The sequence below is a fragment of the Nonomuraea sp. NPDC049480 genome (assembly GCF_044465905.1).
Taxonomy (GTDB): Bacteria; Actinomycetota; Actinomycetes; order Streptosporangiales; family Streptosporangiaceae; genus Nonomuraea.
Map to the genome: position 1 here is coordinate 43,845 of NZ_JBITMD010000010.1, position 22,799 is coordinate 66,643.

At 68.7% G+C, this 22,799-nt stretch carries 22 protein-coding genes and 1 tRNA gene; 20 read left to right on the forward strand and 3 right to left on the reverse strand.

Features of this window, described 5'->3' with window-relative positions:
• The first annotated feature begins 15 nt into the window (after positions 1 to 15).
• From ACIBX3_RS27715 to ACIBX3_RS27755, 9 genes are all read left to right on the forward strand, one after another.
• Positions 16 to 1,293, forward strand: coding sequence for a metallophosphoesterase (locus tag ACIBX3_RS27715; protein ID WP_397121851.1), 1,278 nt, complete (start codon positions 16 to 18; stop codon positions 1,291 to 1,293).
• Positions 1,294 to 1,360: 67 nt separating this feature from the next.
• Positions 1,361 to 1,909, forward strand: coding sequence for a helix-turn-helix transcriptional regulator (locus tag ACIBX3_RS27720; RefSeq protein ID WP_397121853.1), 549 nt, complete (start codon positions 1,361 to 1,363; stop codon positions 1,907 to 1,909).
• A gap of 142 nt (positions 1,910 to 2,051) precedes the next feature.
• A complete protein-coding gene (gene tmk / locus ACIBX3_RS27725) occupies positions 2,052 to 4,097 on the forward strand; it encodes a dTMP kinase (RefSeq protein ID WP_397121855.1) in 2,046 nt (681 codons plus the stop codon).
• A 9-nt stretch (positions 4,098 to 4,106) separates the two neighbouring features.
• Positions 4,107 to 5,279: a DNA polymerase III subunit delta' gene (locus tag ACIBX3_RS27730; protein WP_397121857.1), complete on the forward strand. Its 1,173-nt coding sequence runs from the start codon at positions 4,107 to 4,109 to the stop codon at positions 5,277 to 5,279.
• 46 nt (positions 5,280 to 5,325) lie between these two features.
• Positions 5,326 to 6,300, forward strand: coding sequence for a permease-like cell division protein FtsX (locus ACIBX3_RS27735; RefSeq protein ID WP_397121859.1), 975 nt, complete (start codon positions 5,326 to 5,328; stop codon positions 6,298 to 6,300).
• Positions 6,301 to 6,333: 33 nt separating this feature from the next.
• Positions 6,334 to 6,903: a SigE family RNA polymerase sigma factor gene (locus ACIBX3_RS27740; protein ID WP_397121861.1), complete on the forward strand. Its 570-nt coding sequence runs from the start codon at positions 6,334 to 6,336 to the stop codon at positions 6,901 to 6,903.
• On the forward strand, positions 6,900 to 7,901 hold the full coding sequence (locus ACIBX3_RS27745; RefSeq protein WP_397121863.1) for a permease-like cell division protein FtsX: 1,002 nt from the start codon (positions 6,900 to 6,902) through the stop codon (positions 7,899 to 7,901). Before ACIBX3_RS27740 ends, ACIBX3_RS27745 begins: the two co-directional genes overlap by 4 nt.
• Positions 7,902 to 8,012: 111 nt before the next feature.
• A complete protein-coding gene (locus tag ACIBX3_RS27750) occupies positions 8,013 to 8,858 on the forward strand; it encodes a stage 0 sporulation family protein (protein ID WP_397121865.1) in 846 nt (281 codons plus the stop codon).
• A gap of 88 nt (positions 8,859 to 8,946) precedes the next feature.
• Positions 8,947 to 9,020: transfer RNA gene (locus ACIBX3_RS27755), tRNA-Thr, on the forward strand.
• 227 nt (positions 9,021 to 9,247) lie between these two features.
• On the opposite strand, the gene ACIBX3_RS27760 is transcribed toward ACIBX3_RS27755, so the two are convergent.
• On the reverse strand, positions 9,248 to 9,652 hold the full coding sequence (locus ACIBX3_RS27760) for a hypothetical protein (protein WP_397121867.1): 405 nt from the start codon (positions 9,650 to 9,652) through the stop codon (positions 9,248 to 9,250).
• Positions 9,653 to 9,715: 63 nt separating this feature from the next.
• Between ACIBX3_RS27760 and ACIBX3_RS27765 the strand changes: the two genes are divergently transcribed.
• Positions 9,716 to 9,859: a hypothetical protein gene (locus ACIBX3_RS27765; RefSeq protein ID WP_397121869.1), complete on the forward strand. Its 144-nt coding sequence runs from the start codon at positions 9,716 to 9,718 to the stop codon at positions 9,857 to 9,859.
• Positions 9,860 to 10,273: 414 nt separating this feature from the next.
• A complete protein-coding gene (locus ACIBX3_RS27770) occupies positions 10,274 to 10,606 on the forward strand; it encodes a DUF4326 domain-containing protein (protein ID WP_397121871.1) in 333 nt (110 codons plus the stop codon).
• Between the two features lie 13 nt (positions 10,607 to 10,619).
• Here ACIBX3_RS27770 and ACIBX3_RS27775 read toward each other — a convergent pair whose 3' ends face one another.
• Entirely contained in the window at positions 10,620 to 11,522 is a 903-nt protein-coding gene (locus ACIBX3_RS27775) for an LLM class flavin-dependent oxidoreductase (protein ID WP_397121873.1), read from the reverse strand.
• 50 nt (positions 11,523 to 11,572) lie between these two features.
• Here ACIBX3_RS27775 and ACIBX3_RS27780 point away from each other — a divergent pair, with 50 nt between their 5' ends.
• The 3 genes from ACIBX3_RS27780 to ACIBX3_RS27790 are packed head-to-tail and all read left to right on the forward strand — an operon-like array spanning position 11,573 to position 13,750.
• Positions 11,573 to 12,577 carry a phosphotransferase family protein gene (locus ACIBX3_RS27780; RefSeq protein ID WP_397121875.1) on the forward strand — a complete coding sequence of 335 codons (1,005 nt, stop codon included), beginning with the start codon at positions 11,573 to 11,575 and terminating at the stop codon, positions 12,575 to 12,577.
• 30 nt (positions 12,578 to 12,607) lie between these two features.
• Positions 12,608 to 13,174 (forward strand): dihydrofolate reductase family protein, encoded by a 567-nt coding sequence (locus ACIBX3_RS27785; protein ID WP_397121877.1) that lies wholly within the window; start codon positions 12,608 to 12,610, stop codon positions 13,172 to 13,174.
• A 30-nt stretch (positions 13,175 to 13,204) separates the two neighbouring features.
• Positions 13,205 to 13,750: a DUF305 domain-containing protein gene (locus tag ACIBX3_RS27790; protein ID WP_397121879.1), complete on the forward strand. Its 546-nt coding sequence runs from the start codon at positions 13,205 to 13,207 to the stop codon at positions 13,748 to 13,750.
• On the opposite strand, the gene ACIBX3_RS27795 is transcribed toward ACIBX3_RS27790, so the two are convergent.
• Positions 13,731 to 14,837, reverse strand: a complete 1,107-nt coding sequence (locus tag ACIBX3_RS27795; protein WP_397121881.1) for an alpha/beta hydrolase — start codon at positions 14,835 to 14,837, stop codon at positions 13,731 to 13,733. The two genes, ACIBX3_RS27790 and ACIBX3_RS27795, sit on opposite strands and share 20 nt — an antisense overlap.
• A gap of 60 nt (positions 14,838 to 14,897) precedes the next feature.
• Here ACIBX3_RS27795 and ACIBX3_RS27800 point away from each other — a divergent pair, with 60 nt between their 5' ends.
• The 6 genes from ACIBX3_RS27800 to ACIBX3_RS27825 are packed head-to-tail and all read left to right on the forward strand — an operon-like array spanning position 14,898 to position 22,741.
• Positions 14,898 to 15,614 carry a FadR/GntR family transcriptional regulator gene (locus ACIBX3_RS27800; protein ID WP_397121883.1) on the forward strand — a complete coding sequence of 239 codons (717 nt, stop codon included), beginning with the start codon at positions 14,898 to 14,900 and terminating at the stop codon, positions 15,612 to 15,614.
• Positions 15,615 to 15,635: 21 nt separating this feature from the next.
• Positions 15,636 to 16,886: an ABC transporter substrate-binding protein gene (locus ACIBX3_RS27805; RefSeq protein WP_397121885.1), complete on the forward strand. Its 1,251-nt coding sequence runs from the start codon at positions 15,636 to 15,638 to the stop codon at positions 16,884 to 16,886.
• A 44-nt stretch (positions 16,887 to 16,930) separates the two neighbouring features.
• Positions 16,931 to 17,776, forward strand: coding sequence for a carbohydrate ABC transporter permease (locus ACIBX3_RS27810; protein WP_397121887.1), 846 nt, complete (start codon positions 16,931 to 16,933; stop codon positions 17,774 to 17,776).
• Positions 17,773 to 18,582, forward strand: coding sequence for a carbohydrate ABC transporter permease (locus tag ACIBX3_RS27815; RefSeq protein WP_397121889.1), 810 nt, complete (start codon positions 17,773 to 17,775; stop codon positions 18,580 to 18,582). The genes ACIBX3_RS27810 and ACIBX3_RS27815 overlap by 4 nt, the downstream gene beginning before the upstream one ends.
• Entirely contained in the window at positions 18,582 to 21,512 is a 2,931-nt protein-coding gene (locus ACIBX3_RS27820; protein ID WP_397121891.1) for a glycoside hydrolase family 38 C-terminal domain-containing protein, read from the forward strand. The genes ACIBX3_RS27815 and ACIBX3_RS27820 overlap by 1 nt, the downstream gene beginning before the upstream one ends.
• On the forward strand, positions 21,509 to 22,741 hold the full coding sequence (locus ACIBX3_RS27825) for an enolase C-terminal domain-like protein (RefSeq protein ID WP_397121893.1): 1,233 nt from the start codon (positions 21,509 to 21,511) through the stop codon (positions 22,739 to 22,741). Before ACIBX3_RS27820 ends, ACIBX3_RS27825 begins: the two co-directional genes overlap by 4 nt.
• The last annotated feature ends 58 nt before the right edge of the window (positions 22,742 to 22,799 follow it).

The window sequence follows — 22,799 nt, forward strand, 5'->3', positions numbered from 1 at the left end:
ACGTAGCATCGATACGTGGTGGTCCTGATCTTCGTCGGCTTGATCCTGCTGGCGCACTATTACCTGTGGTACCGGCTGGTGCGCTCGACCACCGGTCCCGGCCGCCTGCGCAAGGCGCTGACCTGGAGCTTGGTGGGTCTGGTCGTGCTGGTCGTGGCCACGTTCGTCAGCACGCGGGCGGAGCTCGGGCACTGGCTGGCCTGGCCGGGTTACCTCTGGCTGGCGTTGATGTTCTACCTGCTCGTGTTCCTCGCCGTGCTGGAGATCCCGCGCGCCGTGGCCGCCGTGTTCCTGCGCCGGGTGGAGCGGAGGCGGTCGCCGGAGGCCGAGCCTGAGCCCGAGCCGGTCGCGGTTCTGGCGGGCGCGTCGGTGCAGGCCGAGGAGGGGGCCGGCGTCGGGGACGCCGAGGAAGGGCAAGCCGGCGTCGAGCGCGCCGGGCCGGTGAAGACCGAGGTCGCACCCATGAGCAGGCGGCTTTTTCTCGGGCGGACCACCGCGGCCGTCGCCGGGGTGAGCGCGATGGGCGCGGTCGGTTTCGGCGTGACGACCGCCCTGGGCGATCCCGTGATCGAGCGGGTCGACGTCAGGCTGCCGAAGCTGGACCAGCGGCTCGCCGGGCTGCGGTTCGCCGTGGTGAGCGACATCCACCTGGGACCGCTCACGGGCAAGGCCCACACCGAGCGCATCGTCCGCATGATCAACGGGCTCGAGGCCGACGTGGTGGCGATCGTGGGCGACCTGGTGGACGGATCGGTCGCACAGCTGGGCCCGCTGGCGGAGCCGCTCAAGAACCTCGAGTCCCGTTACGGGGCATATTTCGTGACCGGCAACCACGAGTATTTCGCTCCTGGCGGGTTCGCCGAGTGGATTGAGGAGCTCGGGCAGCTCGGCGTACGCTCCCTGCGCAACGAGCGTGTGGAGATCAAGCACCAGGGGGCCGTGCTCGACCTGGCCGGCGTGAACGACCTCAACGGCGCGTCCGCCGGCGACGGTCCCGATTTCGACAAGGCGCTCGGCGGCCGCGACACCAGCCGGTCCACGGTGCTGCTCGCACACCAGCCGGTCTTGGTGGACCAGGCGGCGCGCCATGGCGTCGATCTGCAGCTTTCCGGGCACACGCACGGCGGGCAGATGATGCCGTTCAACCTCGTCGTGGGGCTGCAGCAGCCGGTGGTGTCCGGGCTCGCCACTGTCGGCGGTGTGCAGGTCTATGTCACCAGAGGCGCCGGCTTCTGGGGTCCGCCGGTGCGTGTCGGGGCGCCGCCCGAGATCACGATGCTGGAGCTGACTTAATGTGATCCAGTGGTCACGAGCCGCCATCCTGGCTTAGTATCCATACGGATACTTCTCGGAGGTGGGCATGGTGTCTTCACCGATGGAGGCGGCGCTGGAGTCCGACGTCGCCGTCTGGGCCAAGCGCGGCGGGCTGCTGTTCAAGCAGGCCAGGCGCGCGGCGAGCATGAACCAGAAGGCGCTGGCCGGCATGAGCGGCACATCCAGGACCACGCTGTCGGCCTACGAGCACGGCAGGAAGTCGCCGACGCTTGAGACCGCGGGCCGCATCCTGGACGCGGCGGGGTTCCGGCTCGTGCTGGAGCCGAAAGTGGAGTTCACCGCTAGGGGCGACCGGCCCTTTCACGTGCCGAGCCGGCTGTGGCGGCTGCCGGTCGCCGCGGCGCTGGGAGTGGCGCGGCTGCGCGATCGAGCCTACGACCTGGGCGTACGGGAGGAACGGCGGGCGGCGTACGCGCTGCTGCTGCGCGAGGGCGGCCCTCCTGAGCTGCTCGACCACGTGGACGGCGTGCTCCTCGCAGAGCTCTGGGACGATCTGGACCTGCCACCCGATATCCGTGCCGAGTGGTCGTCATTGGTGGAAGAGGCTCGACATGGGGCCGGAGTTATCAATTGATGATGTTTTCGGGGACCTATTCGAGGTGTGTAACCTGCGCATGGGACCGCGAGCGTAATACTCTCGGCCACGAGCCGCCGGGAATATCCGGCTCGTCTCTTGCCCGACCGCTTCTGGCCGACACCCTGGATACGCTGAGATTATGACTGCCCCTGGCCGACGCCGCCCTACACATGTGCTGGCCAATGCGCCGTTTCGACGGCTCTGGACGGCCATGTCGGTGTGCAGCCTCGGTGACTGGCTCAACATCCTCGCCCTGACCGCTCTGGCCGCCAACCTCACCCGGCACGACGACTACCGTCTGCAATCGCTGGCCGTCGGCGGTGTCTTCATCGCCAAGATGCTCCCGGCCGTGCTGCTCGGGCCGCTCGCGGGCGTCTTCGCCGACCGGTTCGACCGGCGGTTGACGATGTTCGCGGCGGACCTGGCCAGGTTCGCCGTGGTGCTGTCGATCCCGGTGGTCAACAGCTACCAGTGGGTCATCGTCGCCACCATCCTGGTCGAGTGCGTCAACCTGTTCTGGGTCCCGGCCAAGGACGCCACGGTGCCCAACCTGGTGCCGAAGGAGCAGCTGGAGTCGGCCAACCAGCTCAACCTGCTGGTCACGTACGGCAGCGCGCCGGTCGCGGCCATGCTGTTCGCGGCGCTGTCCGTGGCGGGCGACCTGATCAGGAACCTCGTGCCGTTCCTGGCGGACCGGGACGGCACCGGTCTCGCGCTGGTCGTCAACGCCTGCGCCTACCTCGTGTCGGCGTTCCTGATCTTCACGTTGCGCGACATCCCCAAGCGGGACGGCGCGATCTCCACGCCTTCCGTGCTCAAGCAGATCGTCGAGGGCTGGCGGTTCGTCGGCGGCAACCGGCTGGTGCGGGGCTTGATCATCGGCATGCTGGGGGCGTTCGCCGCCGGCGGGGCCGTGGTGGGCGTGGCACGGATCTACGTGAGCACGCTCGGGGGCGGCGACGCCGCTTACGGTGTCGTGTTCGCGTCGGTCTTCGTCGGCATGGCGCTGGGCATGTTCTTCGGGCTCCGGCTGCTGCGCGAGCTGTCGCGGCGGCGGTTGTTCGGGCTGGCCATCACGGTCGCCGGGCTGGTGCTGGTGTCGATCGCGCTGGTGCACAACCTGGTGATCGTGGTCATGCTGACCGTGCTGCTCGGGGCGTGTGCGGGGATCGCCTGGATCATCGGCTACACGCTGATCGGGCTGGAGGTCGAGGACGCGCTGCGGGGCCGTACGTTCTCGTTCCTGCAGTCGACGGCGCGCGTGACGCTGCTGCTGGTGGTGTCCGCGGCCAGCCCGCTGGCGGCGCTGTACGGCGAGCACGATCTGGTGCTGGGCGAGTTCGGCTACGACTTCGACGGGGCCAACCTGGTGCTGGTGGTCGGCGGGGCGCTCGCGATGACCGTCGGCCTCCTGGGGCTGCGCCACATGGACGACAGGAAGGGCGTCCCGCTGGCGGCGGACCTCATCGCTGCGGTGCGCGGCGAGCGGTTCACCACCGAGGCGGCCGAGCACGTGCCCGGGCTGTTCGTGGCGTTCGAGGGCGGAGAGGGGTCGGGCAAGACGACCCAGTCCCGGCTGATCGCGATCTGGCTGCGCGATCAGGGATACGACGTCGTGCAGACGCGCGAGCCGGGCTCGACCAAGGTCGGCATGCGGCTGCGGGCCATCCTGCTCGACGCGGCCGAGCGCGGGCTGTCGGCGCGCTCCGAGGCGCTGCTGTACGCCGCCGACCGGGCCGAGCACGTCGAGAAGGTGATCCGGCCGGCGCTCTACCGGGGCTCGCTGGTGATCACCGACCGTTACGTGGACTCGTCGCTGGCCTACCAGGGCGCCGGGCGGGCGCTCGACCCCGAGGACGTGTCCAAGATCAACGCTTGGGCGACAGGCGGGCTGGTGCCGCACCTGACCGTGCTCATCGACACGCCGCCCGAGGTGGGGCTGACCCGGCTGGGCGGGGCGGTGGACCGGATCGAGGCCGAGCCGCTGGAGTTCCACGAGCGGGTGCGCAGGGAGTTCCGCGCGCTGGCCGCCGCCGCGCCCGACCGCTACCTCGTGGTCGACGGTATGCAACCGCCCGAGGTGATCACCCGCCAGATCCAGGACCGCATCCACGACATCCTGCCCGATCCGGTGCCGCACGAGTCAGAGGACGTCACGGGCACGATGCCCGCCATCCGCGACTAGCCTTAGCCCGTGACGGTTTTCGATGACCTCGTCGGGCAGGACAAGGCGACAGCCGTGCTGTCGCGGGCCGCGACGGCGGCCGGAGAGGTCGTCGGCGGCGGGCGCGGCGCCGGCATGACGCACGCCTGGCTGTTCACCGGCCCGCCCGGCTCCGGACGGGAGGACGCCGCCCGCGCCTTCGCCGCGGCGCTGCTGTGCCCGGACGGCGGCTGCGGCCACTGCGACCAGTGCCATCAGGTGCTCATCGGCTCCCACCCCGACCTGGAGGCCGTACGCCCGGAGGGCCTGTCCTACAGCGTCAAGCAGACCCGCGAGCTCATCCTGCGTGCGGCCGGGGCGCCGACGCAGGGCCGGTGGCGGGTGATCCTTTTCGAGGACGCCGACCGGGCCACGGAGTCGGCCGCGAACGCCCTGCTCAAGGCCATTGAAGAGCCACCGCCCCGTACGGTGTGGCTGCTGTGCTCGCCCGCCGCAGACGATCTGATGATCACCATCAGGTCGCGGTGCCGGCTGGTCACCCTCACGACCCCCAGCACGGAGTCGGTCGCCCACGTGCTCGCCACACGCGACAGTGTGCCGTGGGAGACGGCCACGTTCGCCGCGCGGGCGGCTCAGGGGCACATCGGCAGGGCGCGGGCGCTGGCGTTGGACGAGGGGGCCAGGCAGCGCCGCGAGGCCGTGCTGAGCATTCCTCGTTCGCTCACGGGGGTGGGGGAGTGCGTGTTCGCCGCCGAGCGCCTGGTGAAGACCGCTGAGGAGGAGGCGGCCGCGGCCACGGCGCTGCTCAACGAGAGCGAGACCTCCGAGCTGCGCAAAATCTACGGCGAGGGGTCCACGGGCAAGGGGCTCAACCGGGGGCTGGTGCGGGGCGGGGCCGGGGCGCTGAAGGAGCTGGAGGACCGGCAGAAGTCGCGGGCCACGCGGATCAAGCGCGACTCGCTGGACTCGGCGCTGCTGGAGCTGGTGTCGTTCTATCGAGATGTCCTGGCGCTGCAGCTCGGGGCCGCTGTGGAGCTGGCCAACGACGACATCCGGTTCGATCTGGATCAACTGGCCAAGCGGTCGACGCCTGAGGAAACGCTGCGCCGGATTGATGCGATCATGCAGTGTCGGGAAAGGCTCGCGGCGAACGTCAATCCGCAGATCGCGGTGGAGGCGATGATGCTGTCGCTGCGTGGCTGACTCTCACTGGGCACAAGGACTCCTGTAAGGCGGCGCAGTGGTGGACGTGAGGGCGGGGTCTCGGGGGTCGTGGCTGCGGCCGTGGTTATTGAGCGGGGCGGCCGCGTCCGTCGCGGCGCTGGTGGCGGCGGTGGCGGTCGTCGCCGGACCGGGAGAGGAACGCCGTGCGGCGGCCGCGGCGCTCAGCCCGACGGCCTCGCCGGAAGCAGTCGCCGACGATCAGCAGGAGATCGTGGTCTTCCTATGCACGCCGTCCACGTACGGCTGCGACAAGCGTGAAACCACCCAGAAACAGAAGCGGGCGCTCAAGGCGTTCCTGGATGCCATGCCGGAGTTGACCGAGGTCACGTTCCTCGATCGGGCCGGCACGTATGAGGCCTTCAAGCGTGACTTCCCCGCCAACCGGCCGTTGCTGAAGAAGGTCAAGGCCGAGGACCTTCCGGAGTCGTTTCGCCTGAGGGTGAAGCACGGGGTCGACAGGCGGCGGGTGAGAGTGGCGGTCGGCAGGCGGCCAGGGGTGAGCGGCCTTGAGGATCCGCTGGAGATCCGTGGTGGATCAGCGTCCACGCCGGCGAGATCGGACGCGACCGTCTTCATGTGCACCAAGACCTCGGCCATGCCGGCCTGCACGTCCGGCCGGGGCAAGGCGAGCGACAAGGCGGTGACGCCGGACGAGAAGAAGGCGATTATCGCGGCACTCGACACGATGCCCGGGATCGAGTCGTATGTCTTCGAAGACCAGAGGACGGCGTATCAGCACTTTTCCCGCACGTTCGCCGACAACAAGGCGCTCATCAGCGCTACCAAGGTCTCGGACATGCCGGAGTCGTATCGGCTGATGTTGTACCCCGACGCCGACTGGAACTCCATCACCGGCAGGCTGGCGCGGATGCCAGGAGTGAGCCAGGCGTCCAACCAGCGATGCTTGGAGACCCGGGTAAAACTGTATGTGGAATACGGGTTCTTCGGGCCCGAGACCGACGACCTCGAGAGCGTGGCGTGCGCGCCAGGAGCAGGGTAGGCGAGGCGAAGGCGGGCGCCGGAAGATGACGGCGTGACGGAAGCAGCAGATGAGGCCGCCGGGCGTCTCTGTTACGTGGAAGTCGAACTACTCACTCAGGAAGAGGCTCTGGCGCGGCAGCGGGTCGACGTGGCGTCGATCTTCGCCGACCATCACGTGGGTCTCGTACGGCTGGCCCTGATCATGGTCGGTGATCGGGCGACCGCCGAGGACGTGGTGCAGGAGGCGTTCGCCCGCACCCACGCCGGCCGGGGGCGGCTCCGTGACGTCGACAAAGCCCTGGCCTATGTGCGTTCCGCGGTGCTCAACGGGTGCCGGTCGGTGTTGCGCAGACGGGCGACGGTGTTCCGGCGGGCGGTGCCGTACGAGCCGCACGTCTGGTCGGCGGAGAGCGCCGCGCTCGTGGGCGAGGAGCGGCGCGAGGTGCTGCTCGCCCTGCGGAAGCTGCCGCGCAGGCAGCGCGAGGCGCTGACCCTTCGCTACTACCTCGAACTGTCCGACCAGGAGATCGCCGACACCATGGGGATCGGCGCCAGCACGGCCAGGTCCACGATCACACGAGGGCTGGCCGCCCTCGGCCGAGCTCTAGGGGAGGGTTCATGAACAGCCCGGTGGAAGACAGACTGCGCGAAGCCCTCATCGAGGCGGGGGCGACGATCGACTCCGGCGCGCTCAGACCGCTCCGGGCGCCTGAGAGGCGGCGGTTCAGGGTGGATTTCCGGCTGGTGGCCGTGGCTGTGGTCGTGGTGTTCGCGGGGGCGGCGACGGCCGTGGGGCTCGGTGGCACTGAGGGCGTGGATCGGGTGGTGGCCACGGATCCCGAGCCGACCCGGAGCGGCGAGGTGGAGATGAGCGTTTTCCTCTGCACGAAGTCGTCGCAGAGCCGGGACTGCCAGGGGAAGGCGGTCACCCGTGATCAGGTGATGGCGATCGAGCAAAAGCTGAGGGGGCTCTCGCAGCTCAGAGAGATGTCCTTCGTGACTCAGCCGGAGGCCTACGCCGAGTTCAGGATCGAGTACGCGGACAACAAGACGTTGCTGGACTCGGTCAAGATCACCGACATGCCGCAGGCGTTCAGGCTGAGGCTCGAGGAAGGGACTGATTCGCGCAAGGTGGCCGAGGCGCTGCACGGGATGTCCGGGATCCTGAACGTTTCGGAGAAGACCCGCACCGAGGCCACCCCGCCGCCGCGGAAGGCCCAGATCAGCGCCTTCCTCTGCAGCAAGGGATCGGCGGTGCCGACCTGCCGCGGCAAGGGGGTGACGAATGCCCAGAGGAAGGCCATCAGGGAAGTGATCAAGGGCATGCCGGAGGTCCGGTCGTACTTCTTCGAGGACCAGAAGGCGGCGTACGAGAACTTCCGGCGTGCGTACAGCGACAACAAGGCGCTTCTCCAGGCGACCAAGGTGGAGGACATGCCGGAATCGTTCCGATTGGTGCTCAAGCGAGAGTCCAAGTGGGCTGAGGTGGTCGGCGAACTGAAGCGGCAACCAGGCGTGAGTCAGGTCAACTACCACGGGTGTCTTGACCTCAAGGGCAAGCTGATCGAGGGTTACGGATTGTTGCTGCCGGACAAGGAGGCCTGCCCGGCAGGCACATGATCCCGGCCAATATCCACACCACCACCCCTGACGCCCATCGCGTGGACCCACGTAATGTGGCAACGAAGGCCGTAAATACCCCCTAGGCCGTCAGGAGGCGAGCTCGAGCCCATGGGAATGATCATGGCCGTGAGCTTCACCCGCTACGGGAGGCTCTACTACCTCGATCCCGGCGAGCACAGCCCGAAGGTGGGCGACAAGGTGCTCGTGCCGACGGACTCCGGTCCGGAGGTGGCGGAGTGCGTGTGGGCGCCGCAATACACGAGTGAGGACGTCGACGGGCTGCCGGTGTGCGCGGGGTTCGCGGGCGAGGAGCAACTCGCCCGCGACGAGTCCAACAAGCGCCGCAGGGCCGAGGCCCGCAGTGTGTCCAAGCGCCTGATCAAACGGCACACGCTGCCGATGAAGGTGGTGGGGGTCGACTACCTGGACGAGGACAACGTCTACACGGTCTACTTCTCGGCCCCGAACCGCGTGGACTTCCGCGCTCTCGTCCGCGACCTGGCCCGCAACCTCCGGGCCCGTGTCGAGCTGCGGCAGATCGGCCCCAGGGACGAGGCCAGGCTCCAGGGCGGCATCGGCCCCTGCGGCCGCGACCTGTGCTGTGCCACGTTCCTGAAGGACTTCGAGCCGGTGTCGGTGCGGATGGCCAAGGACCAGGATCTGCCGGTCAACCCGCTGCGGATCGCGGGGGCGTGCGGGCGGCTCATGTGCTGCCTGAAGTACGAGCATCCGCTGTACCAGGAGTTCCGGGCGTCGGCCCCTCGGGTGGGGGCCAGCGTGGAGACTCCCCAAGGGGCTGGGACCGTGGTGGGGCACAACGTGCCGTCCGACTCCGTGGTGGTGCGGCTGAACGACGGCGGGCGGCGGTGTGCGTGCTCCGTCGCCAGCGTGTGCGCGCCGCGGAAGGCGCACGACTCGACGTATGGTGGCGACTCGGATGGGGAGCCCGTATAGCGCGGGCATACGGTCTGCCGTGTATGGGGTGATCAATGGGAGCGAGAACCCCTTGGGCTCCTGTAGACTCTTTCACGCTGCACGGCGCGCCGCCTTAGCTCAGTCGGCCAGAGCACTTCACTCGTAATGAAGGGGTCTGGGGTTCGAATCCCCAAGGCGGCTCCCAGTTCAAAGGCCCTCTCGGATGATCCGGGAGGGCCTTTTGCGTGGGCGTACAGCAGCGAGGTACAGCACAGCGGGCACTGTGTCCGGTACGCCCACCAGGTCAACAGAGCACCCGTAGTTACTCGGTGCGTCCCCGGTGAGCAGGGCCAGGACGCCGTGGAGGCCCACACGGGGCAAGGTCAAGCGTGCTTCGGCCGTGGCCCGCGCAGGCGGATTGCCGGAATTCAATGCTGGGAGCCGGGTGGCAGGGCGAAGGGGTCCTCGGGGAGGAAGCAGCCGTAGTCCTGCAACGGCATCGGCTCCTCGAGCACGATCTGCTCGAGTTCGCCCGCAGGGGAGAGGCCGTCTGGGCGGTCCAGCACACGTTTGCCCGGTCGTAGTCCACAGCGGCCGATCAACGTCTCTGGTGTGTCGGCCACGAGCCGACCGAACCGGTCCAGCAGAATGTGTACCGCGTCGTAAACATCGCGGATGTTTTCGGCTGCGCTTTCCTCACTGGTCCCGGGATGGAGATCACAATACGCCGCGCGGGCTGACGCCAGGAATCGCTCTGGATCCACGACCACGACGTCCCGGCGGGTGCGGACACTGATCGTCATACCAGCCGTTGGGGCTGTCTGTTCATCCACCCTCTGAAGGTAGCCCCGCCCGAGTAAGCGAGCCGGCCGCTCGGCGAAAGCAGGAGGCGATACGTGGGGCAGCGCAGGAGCCCTCAGGAGAAGAAAGCGCCGGCCTATGCCAAGGATCATCGCAACGACTATGGCGAGAACGACAAGAGTTCACGCAAGAAACATCAGGCGGAACAAGAGATTCCCGCACCGAGCCAACCGGCGTAGGGCGAGCCTGGTGCTTGAGGCGGCCAAAGGCGCCGTCAATGAGGTGGTGGTGGAGGCGGCTGCGGAGGAGCGTCTCCTGATGCGACGGCCGAAGTCCTGGAGGAAATGGCGAGACGCCCCTTTGGGGGAACCCGTCCAGGTCACGACCAGGACGAGGCCGGCCAGGCACTTGACGTGATCGGCGAGGGGCCGGTCCTAGGGTGGCCGCCTCGGCTCGGAGATCACTCGTAGCACTGGCTCGCCGCGGGGGACACTCGTCGTGCACCCCGGGAATCTCCGTTTCTCGCGTCACCACCGCGGCCACGACGACGGCGAACCTCACGCCGGCGGTGGTTCGGGATTCGGCCGGGTCCGCGGTACGTGGCCCTCATCTGGGAACTCATCTGGATTGAGGCTGAGAGAAGGAGGCGCCGCATGCCACGTCGTGTCAAGGTCGAGGGCGACATGTACCACGGGCGGGTGCCCAAGGGGGCGATCTACGTCGGCAGGGCCGCGCCGGGGCTGAAGGCGAGTCCGTACAACAGCCCGCACAGCCTCAGGCGGCAGGGATGTCGGGTCTGCGGCGGACGGGTCCATGAGCGGGCCCAGGTGATCGAGCTGTACCGGATTCACCTGCGGGAGCATCCCGAACTGGTCGAGCAGGCCCGACGGGAGCTCGCCGGCAAGGATCTCGCGTGCTGGTGCAGGCCCGATCAGGAGTGCCACGCTGATGTGTTGCTCGCTGTGGCAGGTGGTCAAGAGCCTTGAGCGGCGAGGTCATCTACTGGCGCAGCAGGCTTCGGGCCTCCGCCAGCAGGTCGACTTGAGACCGCCAGTCGCCGCCCGCGATTCCGATGATCGCGTGGCCGGCTCCGGCGTCGCGGTAGGCGGCCAGTTTCTCGGCGGCCTCCTTCGGGTGGCCGGTGAGGGGGATGTCGATGACCTCGTCCAGGGGGCGGCCGTAGGCGGCTCTGATCCCCGAGGCGATCTCCTCGCGGGAGGGTACGCCGGACCCTAGTGCGGCGGTGCCGCCGATGGCGATGACGGGAGTGGGACGGGAGTGTTCGGCCGCCGCCTCGACGAGTTTCTCCCTGCCCTCAGCGACCTCCTGGGGTGAGATCAGGGACGGGAACCAGCCGTCGCCGAGGCGGGCGGCTCGGCGGATGGCCGCGGCCGAGGCGTTGCCCACCCAGACCTGTGGCATAGGCACGGGTGGGGCCAGTTCGACGGTCGGCTCGCCGGGTTCGTCGCGCAACTGGGTTCGCTCGCCGGCCAGGAGACGGGGGAGCAGGGCCAGGGCGATGTCGGTGCGGCGGCCGCGTTCGGGGTACGGGACTCCGGCGGCGGCCCACTGGCCGGGGCCGCCGCCGGAGCCGACGCCGAGGACGAGGCGGTTGCCGGACACGTACTGGAGTGTCGCGATCTGCTTGGCCGCCCAGGCGATGGGACGGATCGCGGGGATGAACACGCTGGCGCCGATCCTGACCCGGGTGGTGGCGACGGCGGCGATGGCCAGCGCGATCGGCGCGTCCAAGGTCGGGGCGCCGATGGCCAGGTGGTCGCCGTGCCATACGCCGTCCAACCCGGCGTTCTCAGCGTGCTTGGCGGCCGCTCGCAGGTCGAGGCCGTCCCGGTGCTGTACGGGGATGCCGGGGAGTATGACGCCGATCTCGAAGGTTCCCATGGGATATAAGGTGCAACCTCAAGTAAAGTTCATGTCAACGTGGGGGTTTCGTGGGAACGCGGCAGCGGCGGTTCGTTGAGGCCGGGCAACTGGGCGGGCTGGTTCGGGAGGCCCTCGGGGATGGGCGGCGGCTCGTCGAGATCGAGCGGCTCAGAGGAGGCAGCAAGAAGGGGGTTTACCGGCTCCGGTTCGATGACGAGTGGACTGCGTTGCTCTACGTCTGGTCCGAGGACGAGGATTTCTGGAACGCGGGTTCTTCGTCACCGGAGGGCTCGCATGTGCTCTCGCATGCTTCGGGACTGCGCCTTTTCCAGGCAGCCCAAAGCCGGTTGAGCGGCCAAGGGGTGCGGGTGCCGAGGCTTTACTTCGCCGACGGGAGCGGCCTGCACTATCCGGCTGACATCGCCCTGGTCGAGGACGTCCGCGGTGGGACGCTGGAGGACCTGCTGGAGAAGGATCCGATGAGCGGGGGCCGGGTGCTGGAGAGGCTCGCGCGTGCTCTCGACCTCATGGGGCGGGATCGGGCGCCGGAAGTCGGGAAAGTCGCGCTGGTCGAGGACGGCCGGGGTGTGCGGGGGCGGGACTGCGTCGACGTCGTGCTGGAATGGGCGCTGAAGGACCTCGCCGAGGCGGCGAGAAGGGTGGACGGCATTCGGGCGGCTCGGCAGGAGTTCGACGCGCTCCTCAGGGAGATGAGGGCCGGCGTGGAGCCGCGCCACGAGTACGCGCTCATCCATGGCGAGCTGGGCCCTGACCACGTGCTCGTGGACGAAGAAGGCGAACCCGTAATCATCGACATCGAAGGGGCGATGTTCTTCGACGTCGAGTGGGAGCACGTCTTCCTGCGGATCCGGTTCGGCGAGCACTATGAGCGGCTGCGCGCCGACGGGCTCGATGAGCGGCGGATGAGGCTCTACCAGCTCGCTCAGCACCTGTCTCTCGTCGCCGGGCCGTTGCGGTTGCTGGACGGGGACTTCCCGGATCGGGCCTTCATGACGGGCATCGCGGAACACCACCAGAAGGCCGCCCTGGAATTTCTGCGCGACCATCGATGAGTTCGCGCGCACGCCGCCGTCATGAGAAACATGCGGAAAATCATCTACTCGCTGCTGATCTCACTCGACGGCTACACGGAGTCGCCCAACGGCGACATCGGCTGGACCGCGCCTGACGACGAGGTCCACGCCTTCATCAACGACCAGGCCGGAAACCTGGGCGGCAGCCTGTACGGCCGCCGTCTCTACGAGAACATGTCCGCCTACTGGCCCACCGCCGACGAGCGGCCGGACGCCCCCGAACTCGAAGTGGACTTCGCCAGGACGTGGCGCGCCATGCCCAAGTACGTTTTCTCCAGCACGCTCGAGAAGGTCGAATGGAACAGCACGCTCGTCACCGGCGATCTGAAGGAGGAGGTCCTGAAGATCAAGCGGCAGCAGGGCGGAGACCTGGACGTCGGCGGGGCCACGCTGGCGGGGAGTCTGCTGCGGCTCGGGCTGATCGACGAGATGAGCATCTTCGTTCACCCGCTGGTGCTGGGCGCGGGCAAGCCGTTCTTCCCGCCGCTCGACGTCCCCATCAGGACGAGGCTGCTGGAAACACGGGCGTTCACGTCAGGGACCGTCTACCTTCACTATGAAGTCCTGAATTCTTAGGAAGGTTTCTTATCGGCTAGGGAGGGCGGGGTGCGGGTGAGACTCGTCGCGACGGCCCTCGGCGGCCTGCTGCTGATGATCGCCGGTTGCGGGAATGCCCAGGCGCCCGAGGCGCCGGTCAACGCCGACGACGTGATGTTCGTGCAGATGATGGTCCAGCATCACCGGCAGGGCATCGAGATCGCCAAGGTGGGGACCGCCCGCGCCACCGCCCCCGAGATCAGGACGCTCACCGCCGCCATCGAGAGCACCCAGCAGGACGAGGTCGAGATGATGCTGCGGTGGCTGCACTCCTGGGACCAGCCGCTCAAGCCGGCCGACGGCTCCCACGACCATCACGGCGGCATGCCGCAAACCGGCGTCGAGCGGATCCAGGAACTCAAGAAGTCGAAGTCCTTCGAACGCGACCTGCTCAACCTGCTGATCGCGCACCAGGACGACGCCGTTCAGCTGGCGGGTATGGAGGTCTACAACGGGGCGAATCCCACGGCCAAGGAATGGGCTGAGCAGGTGCAGGCCTCGCGGAAGGGGCAGATCGACATGATGACGAATCTCCTCAAGCGGGCAGGCGGGTGACGAACTCGCGTAACGCGCGCTCGTACCCGGTCCGGTCGACGTTCCACGAGCCCACGTGGCCGCCGCCGCGCGTCTGGACGAGCGTCACCAGGTCGGGCCGCAACTGCGCGAAACGCAGCGAGGGCGCGACGGGAACGCTGGTGTCGGAATCGTCGACGAACAGCAGGATCGGCTGCTTGAACTCGTTGGCGTGGCGTACGTGGTCCAGGTCGTCGAGCGAGACGCCCGTGCGGCGTTCGACGATGAACTTGGCCACCGAGGCCAGCCACAACGGGACGCCCTGCTGCCGGGCGCCCAGATCGATGGGGGCGTTCCAGTCGAGGACCGGGCTGTCCAGGATCAGGCCCTTGATCGGCTCGCCGGGCAGCATGCGGGCCGCCATAGGGACGATGCCGCCGCCCATCGAGAAGCCGTAGAGGACCACGCCGGTCGCGCCCTGGCCACGCGCGTACGCGATCGCCGCCGCCACCTCCTCCCACTCCGTGGCGCCGAGGTGGAACTTGCCGTCCTCGCTCGCCGGCGCACCTTCGTCGTTGCGGTACTTGATCGCCAGCACCGGCAGTCCCAGTGAATGGAAGAGCGGCATGAAGCGCAGGGCCTCGGAGGGGTTGGCGTTGCGACCGTGAACCGCGATCACCCAGGTCTTGGAGGTGCCGTGGGTCAGCCAGGCGGGGAACTCGCCCAACGTGCTGCGGATCGAGACCGTCGAGTACGGCAGGTCCAGGGCCGAGCGCGGGTCCTCGTGGCCCCAGACCCAGCGGTCGAAGTACGCGCGCACGCCGGGCCGCAAGATCCCCCGCCGCACTTTCACGACCTCCCTGACGACGCTACCGCCGGACGACGAGATCACCCGGCCGAGGGTGGCGTTGCCGTCGCGCCAGGTCAGCCCGTAGACGCCGGGCGCGGCAGTGTCGTTCCCGCCCGTCAAGGTGACCCGGGAGCCGTCGTAGGCGACCACGGAAAGCGGGTACGAGCCCCCGTGGGAGGGGTCGATGACCATGCCGGAGTAGTACCAGCCCGCGCCACCGACCCCGGCCACGGCTAATACCAGGACAATCCCAAGGATCCACACCATCACACGCTTCATGCCGCGAAAACTACTCTCCTCGTAGACGCCGGTGCGGATTAAGTGATTAGATCACTTGATATGTCCGAGGTATCGCGGCCCACGCTGTCCGACGCTCTGACGGAGCGCATGCTGGAGCTCATCCGTACGGGAGGGCACCAGCCGGGCGACAGGCTGCCCTCGACCAGGGAGCTCTCCCAGCGCTTCGCCGTCACCACCCCGACGCTGCGCGAGGCGCTGCGCAGGCTCGAGGCCACCGGGGCCATCGAGATGCGGCACGGCTCCGGCATCTACGTCGGGGCCGACATCGAGCGGCTGGTCCTGCCCAACCCCAACATGCGCGAGATCCGCGCCGCCCGGCTGCTGGAGCTGCTCGACGCGCGCATCCTGATCGAGCCGCCGCTGGCCGCGATGGCCGCCGAGCACGCCGGCCGCGAGGAACTGGCCGCGCTCAAGCAGGCGCTCGACGAGGCGGGCAGGCATCTGCGCGGCGAGGACGCCGAACTGCACGACGCGAACATGACCTTCCACCGGGCGACCGCGCGGATGGCGGGCAACAGCGTGCTGAACGAGGTCGTCGACTCGCTGCTCACCGTCCATGGACCCGAGCAGCGGGAGATCCTCCAGATCTTCGACGACCGGCGCCGCGACTACGAGGAGCACCTGGCGATCCTGGAGGCCGTCGAGGCGCGTGACGCGGCGCAGGCCGAGGAGCGCATGCGAGCCCATCTGGTGGACGTGAAGACGGTTATCGAGCACCGGTTGCAGCCTTCCCAAAGAACCAACGCCCCCCGATAAGAGAACCAAGGAGGCCGGCCCATGTTCCGGTCACGTGTTGCCATGCTGGGCGTGGCGGCGCTTGCCCTGGCCGCCTGCGGCGGCAACGGAGCCGCGACGCAGCAGAAGAAGACCGAGCTGACGCTCTACAACGACAAGGGCGCGTGGACGAAGTTCTTCGACGAGATGAGCGCTTTGTCGAAGCAGAGCATCGGGCTGAGCATGAAGCCGACGGGATACACGGACTCGGCGCAGTACCAGGCGTTCATCAAGGCGTCGTTCCGCACGAACGTCAAGCCCGACCTGTTCACCTGGCAGACCGGGGGGATGCTGGAGGAGATCGTCAAGCAGAAGCAGGTGGCCGACACCACGGCCGTCTGGCAGGAGGCGATCAAGGCCGGCGACCTGTCGCAGGATCTCGCGCCCTACTACACGATCGGCGGCAAGCAGTACTGCGTGCCGATGAACGTCGCGTACTGGGGGATGTTCTACAACAAGAAGATCTTCGACAAGTATGGCCTGAAGCCCCCGGCCACCTGGGACGAGCTGGTCCAGGCGGCCGAGACGTTGAAGAAGAACGGCGTCAAGGCCTTCTACCACACCAGTGTGCTGTTCTCCTTCGTCTGGTTCGAGCAGCTCATGGCCGGCACCGACCCCGACCTGTACGACCGCCTGGCCACCGGCAAGGCCAAGTACACCGACCCGGGCGTGGTCCAGGTGATGGAGAAGTGGAAGCAGCTCATCGACGCCGGATATTTCATCAATCCAGGCGATAAAACGGACCCCGGCGATGTGATGAAGAACGGCAAGGCCGCCATGGTGTCCTTCGGGACCTGGTTCAACACCAGCATGACCCAGCGCGACATGAAGCCGGGCGTCGACTACGACTTCTTCGTCATCCCCAACGTCAACGCCGCGCTCCCCAAGACCTCGATGATCTTCGAGAGCGGGCCGCTCTGCTCGCTGGCGAAGGCCGCCGACCCCGACGCCGGCATGAAGTACCTCAAGTGGTGGACCACCGCCGAGGCCCAGGAGAAGTGGGCGACGAGCAGGGGTGACGTGAGTGCCAATCCCAAGGTCGTCATCAAGGACGAGGCGCTCGGCGCCGTCACCAAGGACGCGGGCAGCGGCAAATACCGCCTGGTCAACCGCTACTTCGAGGCCACGCCGCCACCCATCCTGACCGCGGCGCTGGACGGCTTCAGCAAGTTCGTCGCCGAGCCCGGCACGTACAAGGAGGTCCTGGAGACCATCCAGAAGGAGGCCGACGAGTACTGGAGCACGCATCAGTGAGGCGGCGGCATATGGCGACCGAGTTCGCCTCACGGAGTGAGGCCATGAGCAGGGGCGCACCCACGCTGGGCCGGTTCCGTCACGGTTATGTGGCGCCCGCGGCCATCCTGGTCGCGGTGCTGCTCTACGCGCCGTTCCTGTGGACCGCCTACCTCAGCCTCACCCGGTACGACGGCCTGGAGCCACCGGCCTGGATCGGCTTAGACAACTTCGTCAAGCTGCTCGACGACCCCGCGCTGCTCACCTCGACCCGCAACACGCTGATCTGGGTCGCCGGCACGATGGTGCTCCCGGTCGGCCTCGGCCTGCTGGTGGCGGTCCTGTCGTACGACATCAGGGGCGGCGTGTGGTACCGCGTGCCGTTCATGCTGCCGTACGCGCTGAGCGGCGCGGGCCTGGCCATGGTCTGGAGTCCGATCCTGTCGCATGACGGGATCGCCAACCTGCTGCTCGGCGTGGACACCGCGTTCCTGCAGGAGGCGCCGGACAACACGCTGGCCATGCTGCTGGTCTGGACGTGGCAGCAGCTCGGCGTGAACACGTTGTTGTTCGTCGTCGGCCTGCAGTCCATCCCGAAGGAGCCGATCGAGGCGGCGCGGCTGGACGGCGCGTCAGGGTGGCGGTTGTTCCGGCACGTGATCTGGCCGCTGATGCGGCCGCTGACGGCGGTCGTGGTGGGGCTGGCGCTGGTGGCCAGCCTGAAGACATTCGACATCGTGTGGGTGCTGACGCAGGGCGGCCCGGGGCGCAACTCCGAGACGCTGGCGGCCACCATGTACAAGGAGACTTTCGTGGCCAGCGACTACGGCTACGGCTCGGCCGTGGCGGTGATGCTGACCGTGGTGACGGGGCTGGCGTCCTACCTCTACCTCAGGAGGCAGGTCCGATGATCCGCAGGGCTGTGCTGATCGTGCTCGGGCTGATCTGGCTCGGGCCCACCTATCTTCTGCTGGTGAACGCCTCGCGGCCGGCGGCGTCGTACGATCCCGCGCGCGCCTGGGTGCCCTCCGGCGACTTCGCGCTGCTGGAGAACTTCGCCAGGGCCGTCGAGAACGCGAACCTCGGCGGGAGCCTGGCCAGCACCGCGCTCTACGCGGTCGTGTCCCCGCTGCTGGGCGTGATCATCGGGGCGCTGGCCGGCTACACGATCGTGGTGCTGCGGCTGCGGCACGGGTTCTGGTGGTTCCTGCTGATCTTCGGCGGCACCATCTTTCCCTCGCAGATGCTGCTCGTGCCGCTGTTCGTCAGCTACAGCGACGCCGGCCTGTACGACACCCGCTTCGGCCTGATCCTCATCTACACGGCGATCAACGTGCCGCTGGGCGCGTTCGTGCTGCGGAACTTCTACTCCGGTGTGGCGTTCTCGATCTTCGAGGCCGCGCGCATGGACGGAGCCTCCACCTGGCGCATCTTCTGGCGCATCTACCTGCCGATGTCGCTCAGCGCGCTGACGGCCGTGTTCATCCTGGAGTTCACCTTCATCTGGAACGACCTCGTCTTCGGCCTGACCCTGTCCCAGACCGAGGACGTGCGGCCGGTGATGACCGCCATCGCCGGACTCATGTCCGACGTCTACGCCGGCACCCCCGTGCCGGTCGGCCTGGCTGCGGGACTGATGGTCTCGCTGCCGACCGTCGCGCTGTTCCTGGCCACCCAGCGCCTCTTCGCCCGAGGCCTTTCTCTAGGGAGTGTTTGATGACCAGCCGCTTGCTCCAGCGGAGCTTGGGTAGCCCCGACTACGACGGGATCAGGCAGGCGCTGCGGGACGACACCTCGACGCCCGTCATCAGCGTGCGCGGGCTGGAGGTGCGGGTGGCGGTGGTGCCGCTGTTCACCCACGACGGCCGCCAGGCGGTCCGGGTGACGAGCACCGAGCCGCTCACGCACGTGCTGGTGGGCGTGGACAGCGCGTCGGGCAAGGACGTGACGCTGCTGGTGCCCGAGGTGGACGCGCCGCGCGTGTTCACGCTGGAGAGCCGCGACGACGCCGGAGTGGTCGGCAGCGCGCGGATCACGGTGACCCCGCAGCGCAAGTGGAGCGTGTTCGTCGTGCACCACTCGCACCTGGACATCGGCTACACCGATCCGCAGGGCACCGTGCTCCGCCACCACCTGGACTACCTGGACGCGGCGGTGCGGCTGGCGGAGGAGACCGCGTCCTGGCCGGACGACGCCAAATTCCGGTGGACGGTCGAGTCGTCGATGCCCGCGCTGAAGTGGCTGGCCGCGCGGCCGGCCGAGATGGTCGAGTCGTTCAGGCGACGCGGCCGCGAGGGCGTGATCGAGGTGACCGCGCTGCCGTTCCAGCTGCACACGGAGGCGTGCTCGACCGAGGAGCTGCACCGGCAGCTCCGCTTCACCCGGCAGTTCGGATTCCCGGTCAAATCCGCCATGCACACCGACGTGCCGGGCGCGGTCGTCGGCCTGGTGGACGCGCTCAGCCAGGCCGGCGTGCGCTATCTGGCGGCGGCGCACAACTGGGCCGGGCGCTCTGTGCCGTACTTGCACGGCGGCGACAAGCTGACCAGGCCGTTCCGGTGGCGGGCGCCGAGCGGGAACGAGATCCTCGTGTGGTTCACCGACACGCCGCACGGGATGGCGTACATGGAGGGCAACACGGTCGGGCTGACCGACTCGTACGAGCTGGCCGACGACCTGCTGCCGCGTTACCTGTCGGCGCTGGCCACACGCGGATACCCGTACGGGCCCGGCACGTTCGGGTGGCAGGGGCCTGACGCGCCGCGGGAGCCGTACGAGCTGGACGTGCTGCACCTGCGGGTGCAGGGCGCGCACGCCGACAACGCGGGGCCGTCGATCGTGCCCGCGTCGATCGCCCGCAAGTGGAACGAGCAGTGGGCCTACCCGCGCCTGCGCTCGGCCGTCAACAGCGACTTCTTCGAGCACGTCGAGGAGCATTACCTCGACCGGCTGGCGGTGCACGAGGGTGACTGGACCGACTGGTGGGCCGACGGGCTCGGGTCGGGCGCGCGTCCGCTCGGTTACGTGCGCCGGGCGCAGTCGGCGCTGCGGGTTGCCGAGACCCTGCACACGATCGCCGGCGCGGACGCCACCGAGCAGATCGACGAGGCCTATGACAAGGTCGCGCTCTTCAACGAGCACACCTGGGGCGCGGCCAACCCCTGGGAGGACGCCGAGGAGGCCGGCGACTCCGGCGGCCTGCAGTGGACCCGCAAGTCCTCCGGCGCCTACCAGGCCCAGGACGACGCCTCCGACCTGCTGCACGCGGCCGTGCGGAGGTTCGCCGCGGCGCTCTCCGAGGCGGGGAGCGGGGGCGCGAGCTCCGGCCCGCCGGCCTCGTTCGCCGTCTTCAACCCGGCGACCCGGGCACGGACCGACGTCGTACGCGCCTTCCTGCCGCGCGACGTGGTGGGCGTGGACGTGCCGATCGCGCTGGTGGACGCGCGGACCGGGGAGACGCTGCCGCACCACGAGGAGTTCGTGGACCCGGACGACTGGCCGACGCGGCCGATCGGGCGGCACGTCCACGTGGTCGTTCCGGACGTCCCCGGGTACGGCTACGTCCGCCTCGACGTCGTCCCCGGCGAGACGCAGGCCCCTGAGCCGGTCGAGCTCGGCGACGCCCCGGTGATCGAGAACGAGTTCTACCGCGTCACCTACGACGTACGCGAGGGCTACATCGGCTCGATCTTCGACAAGCGGGCCGGTCGCGAGCTGGTCAACGGCGAGGCGGCCGCCGGCTTCGGCCAGTACGTCTACGACCAGTACGCCACCGCCCCGCATTTCAACCATCTGTCGGGACATGTCGGTGCGCACGACCGCACGCTCCTCGGCGACCGCGCCATCGGCAGGCACGCCACGATCACCAAGTGCCAGCGCACGGCCGTGGGCGAGAAGCTGGTCGTCGAGCTGCACGCCAAGGGCGTGGACTGGATCCGCACCACGATCGAGCTGCACTACGGCGTGCCCAGGCTGGACCTGACCTACCAGCTCGCCAAGCAGGGCACCCCGGCGAAGGAGGCGGTGTTCCTGGCCTTCCCGTTCGCCGCGTCCCAGGCCACGGCCTGGGAGCTGACCGGCGGCGTCGGCGGCCCCGGCGTGCCCCGCGTGCCGGGCTCGGCCGAGTACATGCTGCCGATCAGGCACTGGATCGCCTTCGAGGACCCCGAGCTGACCGTCGCCTGGGTCACGATGGAGGCGCCGCTGGTGCAGCTCGGCACCATCCACATGCCGTACGCGCCGTTCCCGCCGACGCTCGACCAGGAGGACGGCACGGTCTACTCGTGGGCGCTCAACAACATCTGGGACACCAACTTCCCGGCGCAACAGCAGGGCGAGACCACGTTCCGGTACGCGGTCGCCTCCGAGGCCGGAGCCCTGGGCAGGCGGCTGGGGGCAACGGCGGCCTCCGGGCTGACCGAGCCGTTCGTCGGCGCGCTGATCACCGACAGCCCGGCGGCCGCCGAGACGTACGCCTCGGTCGACCACCCCGACGTGCTCATCACCTCGATCGGGCACGAGGGCGTCAGGCTGCAGTCGCTGGCCGCCGAGCCGGTCGAGGCGACGGTCGGCCTGCCGGGACATGAGACGGTCAAGGTACGGCTGCCCGCCTGCGGGGTCGCCGTCGTTCGGGGAGCGAATTCGTGAAGATCGTTGACATCAGGGCCACGACGGTCGCCGTCCCGCTGGAGGCGCCGCTGCGGCACAGCAACGGCGCACACTGGGGGCGGTTCGTCCGCACGATCGTCGAGGTCGAGGCCGACAACGGGCTCGTCGGCCTCGGGGAGATGGGCGGCGGCGGGGAGAGCGCCGAGGCGGCCTTCCGCGCGCTGCTGCCGTACCTGCGCGACCACGATCCGTTCCAGCTCGAGGCGCTGCGCTTCAAGATTGCCAACCCGACGGCGTCGCTCTACAACAACCGGACGCAGCTCCTCGCCGCCGTCGAGTTCGCCTGCATCGACCTCATCGGACAGCATCTCGGGGTGCCCGCCTATGACCTGCTCGGCGGGCGGATCCGCGACGACGTGCCGTTCGCCTCGTACCTGTTCTTCCGGTACGCCGACGCCGGCTACGGCGAGATCCGCACGCCCGAGCAGCTCGTCGAGCACACGGCGCAGCTCAAGGAGGCGCACGGGTTCACCGTGCACAAGCTCAAGGGCGGCGTGTTCCCGCCCGGCTACGAGCTGGAGTGCTACCGGGCGCTGGCCGAGGCGTTCCCCGGTGACCGGCTCAGGTACGACCCGAACGCCGTGCTGTCGGTGGCCGAGGGACTGCGCTTCGGCCGGGCCATCGAAGGGCTGAACAACGATTACCTGGAGGACCCGGTCTGGGGGCTGGAAGGGCTCCGGGCCATCCGGGAGCAGGTCAAGGTGCCGCTGGCCACCAACACCGTGGTCGTCAACTTCGAGCAGCTCGCCTCGAACGTGCTGCGCAGGGCCGCCGATGTGGTGCTGCTCGACACGACGTTCTGGGGCGGGATCCGGCCGTGCGTGAAGGCGGCGGGGGTGTGCGAGACGTTCCAGCTCGGGGTGGCCGTGCATTCGTCGGGGGAGCTGGGGATCCAGCTCGCGACCATGCTGCACCTCGGCGCCGTGCTGCCCAACCTCACCTACGCCGCTGACGCCCACTACCACCAGCTGCGTGACGACGTGATCGAGGGCGGCAAGCTGGCTTACGTGGACGGGTCCATCGCCGTGCCGTCGGGGCCCGGGCTGGGGGTGCGCCTCGACAAGGAGCGGGTCGCCCGCTACGCCGAGCTCTACCGGGAGCTGGGCGGCTACCCGTACGACCGCGACCCCGGGCGGCCCGGCTGGTACGCCACGGTTCCGAACGAGCGGTTCGCCGACCCCACGGTGTCCCTGGATATAGCCCCATAATGGGGCGCTATGTCTGAAGCTGCACAGTACGCTCCCCCTGCCGACAATCTCGTCACGA